Genomic DNA, 13,270 nt, shown 5'->3' with positions numbered 1-13,270 from the left:
GTCCCCACCCGGTCCTTGGATCGAATTGCTAACAGAGTGTCCCATCAGCTTCGACTGGATGCGAGCGAGCGCGTCACTGAGCCTCGCCGCTTCATTGAAGCGTGTCTCGGAATATGGCGGGTGCGCGGATGGATCGTGCAAGAGGGCCTCGGCTGTATTCGAGAGCCGGCGAAGGGGCGTCCTCAGCCACTGCGCCGCACAAAAGAGCAGTGCTAGTATGGCAATGGCACAAGCACCGAAACTACTCCAGAATGATCGGATGAGATTACGGGTGGACGCAAGCGCCTCGTCGGCACTCTGCCGAACCAGAAGAGACCAACCGAAGCTTGGAAGGTTCGCGAAGCCGACCGTCGGAACGATCACTGTGAAGTAGTCCCTGCCGTCAGGCCAACGTTCGCGCAGAGACGCAGTCGTGACGCGACTAGCCGCAAGTGCGGAGCCGATGTTGAGCGACTTGTTGATAAGATCCGGCGGACCAAACAGGACGGTTCGATCCCCCGAAAGCAGCAGCACATCAATGCCGGGTACTTGTAACGAGTCCATGCTTTCTGCGACCCATTTCCAGTCAAGGTGAGCGCCGATGACCCCGGCAACGGAGCCGGCGTGGCGCAACGGCGCTGCCAGGTCGATAAAGCGATAGGGCTCACGAGGTGCCGGCAACTGGGTGGCCAGTAGTTGAGCGGCATGCACATCGATAGCCGACGGCGAGACAAGGCCCCGCCTAAACCAAGGTCGCTGTGCAACGCTTACTCCTTCGAGCATGCCGTCTTTAGCCGCGAGAATGGTCCCTTCGAGATCCGCGACCCCAAGCCAAGTATAGCGTCGATCAAGGCGGCTCAAGAAGTCGATGTGTTCTCGCGCATTCTTAAGATCAGTTAGGTCAATGAGCTCAGCGGACCGCGCTACATCCATCCAAACTCCATAGAGCCGGCGGGCCAACAGCGCGGAACTCATTTCGCCGCGAATTCTTAACGCGTCGAACTGCAGCTGCTCTCCCCCTTGCTGTAGCAAGGCCGTGTAGATCGTCGCGGTCACCATGGCCGGCACCGATATGAGCAAGGCGCCTCCACAGAACACCAAGGAGAGTAGGCTCGGTCTTCTCGGCATCTCGCGCTCCTCAACTCGTAAGAGCTCGCGCCAACTCACGAATCATTTGCAAGATGTTCCCTCGATCGGTCCCTGGCATGGCGGATTCAGTGTGAAGCTTCTTGATAATTTTCGCCCTTTGCTCGGGAGTTGGAGAGAACTTGATTCGATAGCCGTCACGGGTAGTCGCAGCAACATGCGCGTCTACGCCGCTAATCCCGGGCAGGTCGAGCTGCCCTGCTGCTCCGGCGGAAAGTCCGGATGGACCGCTGATTCGCGCGCCCCCTCGGCCCAGATTGAGAAGCCATCCGCGATGCTTCTCACCTTGGATCACCAACGTGATGGGTTCTGGAATCTGGCGCTGAGGTCGATCGTATCGCGGTCGCTCAATGCACACCACGACTGCCACGAAAAGCACCAGAATGTTGTAAACTGTCCAGAACATCACAACAGTTGTGCCGTCCCCCGCTGTTGCGGACGTATCGAAGACAAAATCGGAGTTCAACGGCACGATCAAGCCGCCGATTGTCAGAGCGAGCAGGAGTACAAGCGGGCGCATCAACGCCCATTGAACTATGACCTTGGTGCGGTCGCCGCCTTTGGCCGTCACCGAGAATTTATGCGATCCGCTGGTCAGAAGCCCGAGAGCAGCTGCCTGGCTGATGGGCCAGGCCGCGATCAGTTGAGCCGTATCGTTGAGAAGCGGGACAAACAACCCTTTTGAAAGCCAGTTCAGGGACACAAGAACCATTAGGTAATAAGGTATATAGTAACTGATAATTTCCACCAGCGACGCGTTCACGATGGTGATGCCGAACCACCAATACAACAGCGGGCAAATCAGGCTGGCAAGCCTGAAGGGAAAGGTGCTGACCCAGTAGAGCAATGAATCCAGGATCCCGATTCGATGCATCAGACCAAGGCCGCGCATGACAAAGGGGCTGTATGAGTTGCGGACGATTTGCATCAAGCCGAGGCACCACCGTCCACGCTGAGTAATATATTCTTTCAGTCCTTCGGGAGCCAAACCTTCAGTCAACGGCTCGTTTAGGTATACAGTTTGCCAGCCGTTTTCCGCAAGCTTAAGGGTGAGCAGGAAGTCCTCGGTTACGCTTTGTGTTGGAATCCAGCCAATCTGCTCGACGGCCTGGACCCGCATTACGGATGATGTCCCACAGCAGATGGCAATCCCCCAAGCGTCCCGCGCTGGCTCGACGTTGTCAAAGAAATGACGTTGTTCATCCGGATATGCGGTGCTTATTCCAAGGTTATGTTGGATCGGATCAGGATTGAAGAAGTGCTGCGGGGTTTGCACGAGCGCGACGCTTGGCTCGTGAAATAACGCTAGCGTCCGCTCGATGAAGTCCGCATGGGGAACGAAATCTGCGTCAAGTACAGCGACAAAGATCGGGGGAGCTGGATCGCGGGCGCGCGCGCGAAGTGCATGGTTAATGTTCCCCGCTTTAGCATGCTCCTTATCCGAACGTGCGAGATATCCGATTTCGTGCAGCTCGCAAAGTTGCCGTACCCAATTCCTGGCGCCGTCGTCGAGGATAAAAATCCGAAGCTGTGAATAGCGGATTTGCGTCGCGCCAATGATCGTGCGCTCGAGCACTTCCGACGGCTCGTTGTAAGTCGTGATAAAAACGTCCACACGCGGCGCTTCTCCAGGCAGCCACCATTCAGAGTACTGGTCTGCTTCTGCCGACCGGTCGTTCACTCGGGACAGTATGAAAAACGCGATGGTAGAGGAAAGCTCGTCAGGGCCTCGAGGGTGACGAATCCCCAACTGAACAGCGCGTCCGCAGTCCAGTCGAGCGGTGCCAGCGTTTCGGTGAAGCGCCAAGCCATATAACGCCAAGACAGTACGGCAGCAGCCCCGAGGAGAAGAGCGCGCCAATACCACTTCATCGGATTGAGAAATGGAAAGACGGTAAGGCGAAGCCCAATTATGAAGGCGGCGCCTGCGAAGGCAGCAACGAGTGGCGACAGCTGAAGCATCAGAGTCCGTACCGCGTTATAAAGCGGCGGAACTGTGCGATTGGGCCAGCTGTGAAGATGACGCGTCCAGTGCGTCCAATCGCGCAACCGACATCTGCCTCTCCTGCAAGATCTGGAACTGTCACTGTGACGTCAAAGCGCTGGAGATGTTGAGCACTTGGCCCTACAACAAGATTGGTGTAGAGCGAGGCGGCACCGGATCCGCCAAGGCGAGTTATGGTTCCATCGAAAATACGATCATCTCGAAAGCGAGTTATGGTTCCATTGAAAATACGATCATCTCGAAACAACCGAAATTGCACGGCCGTTCCCACCGAGAGACGGTCGTAGAGAGATTCGCTGACGCCGGCGGTGACGATCAGTGTACTGCAGTCTACGATCTTGACGAGATCCTGGCCGCGCCGCGCGTATTGGCCATCGTCTACTAGTATGTCCCAGACTAGACCAATCACGCTGGCATTAAGGGTAGCGAAGCTCAAGTTGTTGACACGAAGACGCTCGGCAGCGATTTGCCGGTCGAGCTGTACAATACGTGCTTTCACCTGCTCCTTGTCGACATTCAGCTCGGCCAGCCGCTGCTCGAGCTCTCGGATACGTTGAGCCGAGGAAGGAGCGTCGTTACAGGACTCCCCGATGAAGATGCCGTCGCGAGCGGACGTAAGTTCCGTCTCTAAGTATTTCACTCGCTGCTGCGCACTCTCCAGTTCTTGCTGCGCCACGTCGTAAGTGGCGCGAGCCCGATCCAAATGCGCCGCCGTCTGTACACCACGCGTGCTTAGTTCGTTTGCTCGCCTAAATTCTGCGTCCGCTTGACGAAGGCGTGTGGCCGCAGCGTCTTGAGCTGCTTTCGTTTCGGCAATTCGAGCCTCAATCTGCCGAACCCTTCCGCGCTGGTAATCAGTTGATTGAACATCGAAGCGCGACCTGGATGCGGACAAGGCCTCTCGCTGGCCATCGAGACGGTCGAGCTCGATCTGCTGGTTTGTGCGATCGCGATCAAGCTCAAGAAGCCTCGCGGTATCGAAGCGTTGGTCGGTGAGTTCTGCTATCAGCGCGCCGGGACTAATGCGCGCGCCGATGCTCTGCACGGCAAGCGTTACCTTTCCTTCGATCGGGGCGCGAACGATGTAGAGCCGCGCATTGAGTGTAGCATCCGCCGATGTTCCAGCGAAGTGCTCACCGATAATAATGTACAATCCCACTGCCAACAGGGCCAAGCCGACGATTGCACGTACGAGCCTCATAAGCACATTCCAACTGTTTATGACGGGAAGGTCGCGCAGGGTATTACTGAGCAGCCTACGGTACAATCGTTTTCGCCTAAGGGCCCCCGCGGCTTTGGGTTGCCAGGTCCAATGCCGCTCGAATGCGAGCGTTAGCGGCTCAGGCGTCATGATCAGACTAACAGGCTGGTAAAGAATAGCTTCGTGATCTCAGCGGCAGGAGGATCCATATCGTCAGAAGTGAAAACAGTCATGAATTCATTCCTGCAGTTCCAGCAGCGCCAGAGATCTTGGACCTCCCGCGCACCCATACGTTCATGCCACTCGAGGTGGACAAATGCAGAGCCACATTGAGGGCAGTTTATGTGACGTGCTATTGAGACCGACTCCATGTGGCAGCTCGTGTCATTGCACCAAAGGGCCACAGCCGAAGAAGCGTTAGTGTAGCCGCCGCTTCCGGGGCGGCTGCGGTGGATGCACCTCTCTGTTCAAACCCTGTGCCAACTGCGACAAGCTTGATCAACAAGGAATATTGCTTCAAGGAAGTTTACCAGACCGACTGCATGTCAGAAATCGGACAGTCTAGGTCATGTTCTAACGTAAGGTCGCAAATCGGATTAAGTCTCGTTATGGAAGCCTTGGGGATCGTTTGGTGCTGAGCAATGCGGCCTGGGAGGTTTGGCTGACCATAAACGGCCTGATCAGGAGGGCTCCCACCTGAAGGCACCTGAAGGGGACCAGCGGATGCCTGAGTTGGATCGTGTGCGTCCGGCGCTCCCCGGAGCAATCAGGAGCCGCTAGACTAGGAGACCAGAACGGTCAGCTCCGGCGCTTCAGTCGGAGGGGCATCAGGGGATTCAAATGGCGGATCTTCGAGACGATATCCAGAGTTCGGATGTCTGATCCCCGTTGATTCAGCTCATCGTGTATCTGTGCGCCGCTACAGCGAAGAGGAGTAGTCGAAGATCAGGCGCTTGGCCGCTCGCGCACCCTGAGCGCATAGGGCCCTTCGCGAGCCCCTGTGCGTTGATGTTGGAGTGTCAAACGGTGATGCACGGCAGGCCTCCGCCCGTAATCGCGTCATCGATCCATGGTGATCTCTTAAGAGTCTGCGTCCTGTCCAAGTAAATGGACCCGCCCTGAGCAACCATGCAGGTGATGCGTCGAAAGTATCGTGGCAAATCTAGCCGCATTATTCTAATCAAGCGCCTCCCGAGCACGAGTGAACTCAGCGCGTCGGCTCACGCACGTGGGTTTCTTGCTCCGTCTTCAGTAACCGGCTTCGCGATTGAGCAGCGCGGGAATACTGGTGGCTGGAACGGGACCGCTGAACAGGTAGCCTTGTCCTTCTGTGCAACCATTGGACACCAGATAGACGAGCTGGCGTTCGCATTCGACTCCCTCGGCCGTGGTCGTCAAACCAAGCCCTTCAGCGAGGCCGATTATAGCACGAACGATCACCCGGCAGTCAGTGCTGTCGTGGAGATGTGACACGAAGCTGCGATCGATCTTGATCTTGTCAAGACGAAACGAAAGCAGCTGGCTAAGCGTAGCATAACCTGTTCCGAAATCATCGAGCGCGATGCGGACGCCGGCTAGACGAAGTGCGTCAATCACGGTCTTCGCAGCCCCGCTTCTTTCCACAAACGCGCTCTCTGTAATTTCAATCTCCAGGCGGCGCGGACTAAAGCCGGTTTGCTCAAGGACAGATATAATGCGCTCTCCAAGCGCGGAGTCCCGCAACTGAACAGGCGAAATGTTGAAGGCAAGCGAAAAGGTCTTTGGCCACGCAGTGGCATCAAGACACGCGCGCCGAAGAAGCTGATCTCCAAGAGCGTTGATGAGGCCGGTTTCTTCTGCAATTGGAATAAACACGTCAGGCGGGATAGGCCCAGTTGTCTTGTTCTCCCAACGCGCCAACGCCTCGAACCCCACGATGCGATTACTTACGAGTGAAACCACCGGCTGGTAATGGGGCTCGATAATATTCGTTGCGACAGCGCTCCGAAGCTCACGCTCAATATTGATGCGCCGCTCGACATGCATGTCCATGTCCGGTTCAAAAAAGCGAACACGCGACCCGCCGTCGCATTGCGCGCGATAAAGTGCGCGTTCTGCGCGCCTGACCAACTCGTGGGGAGTGACGCCATCAAGCGGAGCGATGGCGATGCCAATTCCAAGACTAAGCTCGGCTGCGCCAGTCTCAATCACCAAACTGTCGGCGGCAGACACCACGATACGGCGCGCCAGATTGGCGGGATCCTCGAGGGAGCTAATGTTGGGCAGGACGATCCCGAATTCGTCGCCTTCGATCCTCGCCAGGAGACCGTCCTTGGGCAAGATGTCGGCAAGCCTTGTGGCAAACTCGCAGAGTGCCTTGTCTACCGCTGCATAGCCGTGCGTATCCTTGATCCGCTTCAAGCCGTCGAGGCCGAGCATCAGAATAGCGACTTGATGCGTGTCGGTGGCGAGGCCAACGTACACATCAAGTGTGTAATCAAATAGGCGGCGGTTTGGAAAGGCAGTCAATGGATCGTGCCGCGCCGGATCGCGGACTTCTCCTTCTGTGATGGTTTGTGTGTCAGTTCCGCGGGCAAGTTCTCGATAGCGCCGAACACTAAAAATTGTGAGCCCAATGCTCAGCAAGAATGCAACGAACGCGATGAATATAATGTCGTCGAGTATCGGATTCACATAGCGCTGTCCCAGCTGCGCTAAACGAGGGCCAAGCCCATAGACATGCGCTAAGAGTGAAGCGAGAACGACGCCGCCGAAGAGAGCAATGAAATCCCTCGTGGCAGAACGGCGCCAATCGAAGTGCAATACGCGCAATCGTGGAGTTGAAACTCTCATCTCAGTCGAACCGTCGCAACGCACGGTGGCCCAGCGAGGGTCTTGCTCGCAGCATGATTGTTGAGAAAACCAGATGTTGCGCCGATTGCGGAACTTCAGTAACGGCTTCGCAAGCAGCAATGAGCCATCGGGTCGTGATAAGGTGCTTCCCGGAAAAGTGGCGGTCGAGCGACCGGCAAGTTCGCGCATCGTTAGTGCGGCCTAAGCAACGAGCTATATCCTGAATATGCCGCTTCAAGACGTTGATCACCCTGGAAGCGCCAAGGGAGGGCGCTAGTTCACGTGCGATAGCAATCAGCGCGACCAGGTGCCTACCGGTCGTGCCTCGTGATCCGGAGCTTCTGCCAAGTGCCTGGCGAGCGGATTGATGGTCGCGGCGCGCGCCAAGGGGCGGCCGCCTTGGCGGGGCGAGGCGACCGCCAGCTGAACGCTCGATGGAACGGCTGTCACGGACGCCGTTGTAGCAAGAAACCGACATAAGAGCTCCCGGCTGCTAGTGGCCGCAGCTTATTGCGGTGAGAACCGGCCTGCAAATGTTGCAATGGATGGACCATGACCGAATAGTTGTTAGTAGCGTTGCGGCTTTGGCTCGGAGAAGAGCGGACGGGCGTCCGCCCCAGACACGGGAGACGAAGTGAACGATGAACGTTATCCTAGGAGACAACCACACGGTTGCGGCCTTCAAATTTTGCGCGATAGAGTCGCTGGTCGGCGACGTTCAAGAACCCGTCGAGCGTGTCTCCATCGCGCCCGAACTCCGACACTCCAACACTGATGGTGACGCCGACCGATGGTTCGGCCCCGACATCGAATGCAGTGCGTTCGATGGCCGATCGAAGGCGCTCGGCGACCGCGCTAGCCGCGTCGAGCGTCGCCCCCGGAAGCAGTACCATGAATTCTTCACCCCCCACGCGCGCGACAGAGTCGTAAGGCCGGATTGCCTCCAGACACTTTCGCACGAATACGCGCAGGACCTCGTCGCCGACGCTGTGACCACGTGAGTCGTTTATATCCTTGAAATGGTCGAGATCGAGCGACAGCAGGGACAACGGAGCTCCGGTTCGCCTGGCCCTTGCGATCTCCGCGCCGATATGCTCGATGAAGTGGCGCCGATTCCCGGCACCGGTTAGTGGATCGGTTGCGGCGAGGCGCTCCAGCCGTTGATTGCTCAGTTGCACTTGCTGAAGCGCCTTTTGAGTGTCGGCCATCGATTTGGCAAGGCGGGCGGTCATTTCTTCCTGGCTATAGATGGTGGCGAACGATTGCGTTGTTCGGAACGCCCGGACGACGCCATAGCTGAGCAGAAAAAATCCGCCAGCAAAGATCGCGTGAGCCAGCCACCACATATGATTCCACGGCGCCGCCAAGATGAATGCGAGCGACGATAGCGCAAACCACGCGACAGAAACGCCGAAAACAAGCATGAGCGGCGAGTGAATCCGTCGCATGAGCAAGACGGCGACGTTCAGCGCACTGAATAGCAATGCGCCGCCCTCCATGGACAGGCGGACCACCGGGTGCCCAGCATAGGGTGAATAGGCGACCAGTGCGACAGCTAAGTCCACCGTAAGGAACAGGCCAATCCACGTCAGCCATGCGCGCGTGTCCGAGCGCTTCTCAAGCCCGTCTGACGGCAGGTTGTAGCTGAGTAGCCCGACGAGGAGCAGAATCGACATCGCCAGACGCGACGCTGGCCCATAGAGCAGAAACAGCCAAATGTTGCGATGTGCCATGCCGGTGAAGGCGCCGTGCAGCGAATAGATCAGCACGAAGGCCAGAAAACCAAGGGTCAACCATCGCAACAGAGGCTCGCCTGAAGACCGATAGCAGCGCCACGTCACATATGTGACGAACAGCCCCTCCAGGGTGGCGACGGCGATGGCGAATTCGTGGAACAGGTGGTCTTCAAACTTCAGCGCGGGATCTTGCTGGAAATAGAGGTAAGCGATGAACTGAGTGGGCAGCAGGGCGAAGCCGATAATGAGAAGGCTCGTATACGCCCGTGTGATCAGCCGCAGCGCGCTGGGCGGCTCGTGCAACATAAGATTGGTACTCATATGCTATACCGTCATTCCATGATGATCCCACGGGGGCCTTTCATGAACTCGTGGGGCCCCTTCTTCAAGCACCTTGGAGTCCTGCTGGACAACCATAGTAGAAGGCATCATGGTTCGCCTCCGCCGTAGGTTATCCAACACGCCGGCACGGGTGATGAAGCTGCACGGGCGCGGAAGTCACAAGAGTTACCTTTCCGTCCATCGGCTGCACTCATCCGGGCGGGGCTGCGACGGCGCCAGCATTGACTTGCCATCCAAGAGCAGCCAAGTTCGCCACTGCGGGATCGTCGGCGACGTTGCGGGTTAGGTGTTCGAGCCCACCACGTTCGTATCGTGCGTGTTCAGGACAGTATCCCAGCTGCTGCCCTTCACGATCTACGACCCGTTCGAAAACGCGCCATCGAAGGATGAGGAAATCACGAGCCCATTGAGGAAGGGAGTCTGCGTATTACCTTACTCAATCGTCTGCTTGCCACCCACTGGTAGCGCCGCTGTGACGATCGGCGCGGACTGGGTTCGGCTCGGAGCCAACGCGCGTGATGAGCAACACCGTAAGTGTCAGGCCGCTTTGATTGATGAGTTTCTTGTATGCCATCTGTGACCTCCGTTCTGCGCGTGTCCCAGGGCAAAATGCGGGACAGAAGTTCCACTTATATACATGAGCTGGCTTAGCTAACCCCCTGCCAGATCTTGTAGGCGGCCGAAAATTCGAGCCTGCAAGGACTGGGCATGTCACTTTATGCCAAGCGGCTGGAGCGCGGCTGCTTTTTGTGGCCGTCGTCGGCGGACGGCGTGGTGACAATCACCCCAGTTCAGCTTCGCTACATGCTGGACTACCCATGCCCAGCAGCCTTCGCAAAACGGCTGATGTTGCCGGTAAGTAAGGATACGCTGCTGCGCGTGGTCCGGCGCCGTCACCGTCCCGGCTGGCCCGCTCAGGGTTATCGGATTGTAGATAAGCTGGGCCACTGCCATCGTTCCAGCACGGCCGTATCGGCCGCGCGACAAAGCCTAGGTCGAAGTCGGCGTCCAAATCGTCGGGCGACGGATTTTGGCGCGTCTAGGCAACCGCCGGTTCTTCTCGCTGGCCGTCCTCAACGAGGCGATCCACGCACTGCTCGTCGATCTCAACAACCGACCGCTATGGAGCTGGGCGCGAAGCCGGCGCGAGCTGTTCGAGGAGCTTGACCGACCGGCACTGACCCCATTACCCGACGAACCCTACGAGTCCGCTGAGTGGAAGCGCTGTCGGGTGAACCTCGAATATCATGTCGAGCTTGCCAAGCATGACTACAGCGTGCCTCACAACCTTGTGCATGAAGAGGTCGAGGCACGGATCACGCTAAAAGCCGTCGAGAGCTTCCTGCGCGGCAAGCGCGTCGCCTCCCGTCTGCGCAGCACTCTGCCGCATCGACCAACGACGATCGACGAGCATATGCCAAGCTCGCATCGCCGCTACCGCGACTGGGCTCATGAGCGGATTCGTTCTGAAGCCGCCAAGGTGCGCCCCGAGGCCGAGACGCTGATCGACGTCATCCTGCGGTCGCGACCGCATCCGGAACAAGGCTTCCGCTCGGCCATCGGCATTCTCGGGCTGGTCAGGCGCTACGGCGAGGAACGTGTCGACGCCGCCTGCGCCCGTGCGCTGCTGCTTAATGCCCGTTGCTATAAGTCGGTCGCCGCCATCCTCAAGAACGCCGCCGACAAAACCGCTCCTCCTGCCCAGGAGGCGCCCGTCCTCTTCCACGCCAACATCCGCAGCCGCAGCTACTACAACTAATCAGGAGATCATTGTGCTCATTCATCCGACCGTCGACCGCCTGCGCGCGCTCGGCCTCACTGCCACGGCCGATAACCTCATCGAACTGCAGAACAATCCCGAGGCCGCCGAAATGCCACACCCCGATTGGCTTGGTCTCGTCGTCGATCCCGAGGTCACCGCCCGCGACAACCGCCACCTCGTACGGCGCTTGAGCAATGCCAAGCTCCGCCAGGCTGCCACCCCCATCGAGAATGTCGACTTCGCACCGCTCGTGGTCTCGACCCCTCCTCCTTTCAAAGCCTCGCCACTTGCCAATGGATCTGCGAGCACCACCATCTCGTCATCGTCGGTCCGACCGGTACCGGCAAATCTTGGCTGGCTTGCGCGCTCGGCAACAGGGCCTGCCGCGATGGCTTTTCGCTCCTCTACGAGCGCGCGCCCCGCTTGTTCGCCGATCTCGGCCAGGCGCCTGGCGAAGGTCGTCTTGCACGCCTGATCGCGGCGCTGGAGCGCGTCAATCTACTCATCCTAGACGACTGGGGCCCGAAGCACTCACTGCCGACCAGCGCCGTGACTTACTCGAGATCGTGGATGATCGCTACGACAAGGCATCATTGTTGATCACAAGTCAGGCCCCCGTGGCGCAATGGCATGACGTGATTGCCGATCCCACATTCGGCGACGCCATATTGGACCGCATCATTCACAATGCCCACCGCATCGAGCTCAAGGGCGACAGTGTGCGTCGTTGGGCCGACGATTGGACAGCAGCGTGACCACCGCGCGGCCGATCGCCCCACCGACCCACAGGTCCCTCCCGCGCACGCCGCTGCGTCGCTCGTGAGGGCCACTCCGCGCGCACGCGGGTCCCTCCCATGGACCGCTGGACCGATCTCCAAACCCTCCCGCCCGTCTTGACGAGGAAGACCATTTCCAGCACACATAAACACGTCAGTCGTGTTCGCCTCCGCAAGTGATCACCATCGTCTGGAAACCGTGATCACGATGGCCTGGAATCGCTGATCGCAATCCCGCGGCCCCGCCACCGGATATAGCGAAAAGACAGTTTAAGTATCAAATTCCCCGCTGGTGTTCCGTCAGGAGAACACCATGTTCAACAATTGACAATCCTGGCAGCTATGGAGAAAGGCGCGGAACCGCAGATCATCGCGGCCGCGAGATGGATGAAGCCAATAAAGTTGACGGTTCGCCCGTCATAAAGGATACCGGACGCCAAGCCCAAAGAGCAGAAGCCGCGCCCGATGCTGTTGCGCTGACTTCCGCGAGGATCGCATGCATAACAGCCGATTGCCGAGCGCCGCTTCAGCATCAGACGGCGGCCGTTCGCTTTGATCATTTCCTCGGAAGGCCAATGTATAGCCGCGCCTGCGAAGCTCTGCCTCGGACCTATTGAGTGTTTCGCAAATGGATTTCGCAGGCGCGCCCGCATCAACAAGCTCGCGCAGCAGTTCGTCTTGTCGTTCCGTCCAGCGACAAGAGTCGAGAGTCAACTTCAATCCACCTTTTAGCTTCGAGATCAGGCGGTTCTGAAGAAGAGTGCTATCGGCCAGAGCGTCGCCTTTCATAGGGGCGCCTTTTTAATGTCCCAGTCATCGCGCCGGCCTCAAAAAAGGAATGGCAGGCGAGGCGTTCCTTGGAAAGCTATACGTTGGCATAGCCGAAGCTCCGGGTCCTCTGCCAACGAGAGTTTCGCGCCATCGAAATTCACCCGGCCATGGCGCACGACCTGTGTGAGATGGCAATGCGGGCAGGAATTGCCTTACCCCCGTTAGACCAGATACTCGCCCCGCGATGAGCGGCCGGCCGCAACGAATTATGTCGTCAGCTACACCAGGAACTTGAAGCACGAGTCAACAGCTATCGCCGCGATAGGCTATTGCTAGAAGAAGTTCGCTAAGCGCGCTGTAGCGGCATAATCAGCCGAGTTCGGCCCGTCCGCCTTAAGACATGCACGTCATGAACGCAACCACGGCATGCAGTCAACATGCAAGGCATGCGACCGTTTTCGCATCAACGAACGAGTGCACCGCGTTTTTCTGTTGGCACCCTTATTGCTGCGATACCGCGAGGCTCAAATGGCCTGAGGTGCATCAGGACCAAGGCGGGATTGCCTTCGCCAAAGCGCGAAAAGGAGCGAAAGATGCCGAACTTTCTACGAGCGACCCAAACTTCGTGCTCGGAGTAGAGGTCGTTTCCCAAGGAGTGGTGTAGCTGATTAGCAAAGCCGCTCGCGACGCGCGCCCCACATAGCGCCGTAGCGAGCGAGC

The 13,270-nt window shown here is 58.1% G+C and carries 8 protein-coding genes and 2 pseudogenes; 3 read left to right on the top strand and 7 right to left on the bottom strand.

Features of this window, described 5'->3' with window-relative positions:
• The 6 genes from ACM43_RS11510 to ACM43_RS11490 all read right to left on the bottom strand — a co-directional run.
• On the bottom strand, positions 1-1,038 hold a 1,038-nt coding region (locus ACM43_RS11510), incomplete at its 3' end, for a cache domain-containing protein (RefSeq protein ID WP_271540143.1).
• 79 nt (positions 1,039-1,117) lie between these two features.
• Complete coding sequence (locus ACM43_RS11505) at positions 1,118-2,740, bottom strand: glycosyltransferase family 2 protein (protein ID WP_271540141.1); 1,623 nt, start codon at positions 2,738-2,740, stop codon at positions 1,118-1,120.
• Positions 2,741-3,086: 346 nt separating this feature from the next.
• The gene (locus ACM43_RS11500) at positions 3,087-4,283 is read right to left on the bottom strand and encodes an HlyD family secretion protein (RefSeq protein ID WP_271540139.1); all 1,197 of its coding nucleotides are present in this window, start codon (positions 4,281-4,283) and stop codon (positions 3,087-3,089) included.
• Positions 4,284-4,483: 200 nt separating this feature from the next.
• A complete protein-coding gene (locus ACM43_RS38855; protein WP_420886585.1) occupies positions 4,484-4,702 on the bottom strand; it encodes a PaaD-like zinc ribbon domain-containing protein in 219 nt (72 codons plus the stop codon).
• Positions 4,703-5,579: 877 nt separating this feature from the next.
• Entirely contained in the window at positions 5,580-7,352 is a 1,773-nt protein-coding gene (locus ACM43_RS11495) for a putative bifunctional diguanylate cyclase/phosphodiesterase (RefSeq protein ID WP_225115064.1), read from the bottom strand.
• A gap of 464 nt (positions 7,353-7,816) precedes the next feature.
• A complete protein-coding gene (locus ACM43_RS11490; protein ID WP_074448540.1) occupies positions 7,817-9,220 on the bottom strand; it encodes a GGDEF domain-containing protein in 1,404 nt (467 codons plus the stop codon).
• Positions 9,221-9,949: 729 nt separating this feature from the next.
• Between ACM43_RS11490 and ACM43_RS38850 the strand changes: the two are divergent.
• The 3 genes and pseudogenes from ACM43_RS38850 to istB form a co-directional block, all read left to right on the top strand.
• Positions 9,950-10,042, top strand: a pseudogene (locus ACM43_RS38850) (IS66 family insertion sequence element accessory protein TnpB); the annotation flags it as partial.
• Positions 10,043-10,271: 229 nt separating this feature from the next.
• Positions 10,272-11,000, top strand: a complete 729-nt coding sequence (locus ACM43_RS11485; RefSeq protein WP_050996325.1) for an IS21 family transposase — start codon at positions 10,272-10,274, stop codon at positions 10,998-11,000.
• Between the two features lie 13 nt (positions 11,001-11,013).
• Positions 11,014-11,758, top strand: a pseudogene (gene istB, locus ACM43_RS11480) (IS21-like element helper ATPase IstB).
• 338 nt (positions 11,759-12,096) lie between these two features.
• Here the strand turns inward: istB and ACM43_RS11475 are convergent.
• Complete coding sequence (locus tag ACM43_RS11475; RefSeq protein WP_036032206.1) at positions 12,097-12,339, bottom strand: hypothetical protein; 243 nt, start codon at positions 12,337-12,339, stop codon at positions 12,097-12,099.
• Positions 12,340-13,270: the final 931 nt, after the last annotated feature.

Origin of the sequence: Bradyrhizobium sp. CCBAU 45321, assembly GCF_028128975.1 — a bacterium.
In the GTDB taxonomy this organism is placed as follows: domain Bacteria; phylum Pseudomonadota; class Alphaproteobacteria; order Rhizobiales; family Xanthobacteraceae; genus Bradyrhizobium; species Bradyrhizobium yuanmingense.
This window is presented reverse-complemented; position numbering and strand designations above follow the sequence as displayed.

Bases quoted from the DNA above. Each gene is read 5' to 3' on its own strand.
- ACM43_RS38855 (WP_420886585.1), bottom strand. From the start codon at position 4,702: ATGGAGTCGGTCTCAATAGCACGTCACATAAACTGCCCTCAATGTGGC.
- ACM43_RS11495 (WP_225115064.1), bottom strand. From the start codon at position 7,352: ATGCGCGAACTTGCCGGTCGCTCGACCGCCACTTTTCCGGGAAGCACC.
- ACM43_RS11490 (WP_074448540.1), bottom strand. From the start codon at position 9,220: ATGAGTACCAATCTTATGTTGCACGAGCCGCCCAGCGCGCTGCGGCTG.
- ACM43_RS11475 (WP_036032206.1), bottom strand. From the start codon at position 12,339: ATGATCAAAGCGAACGGCCGCCGTCTGATGCTGAAGCGGCGCTCGGCA.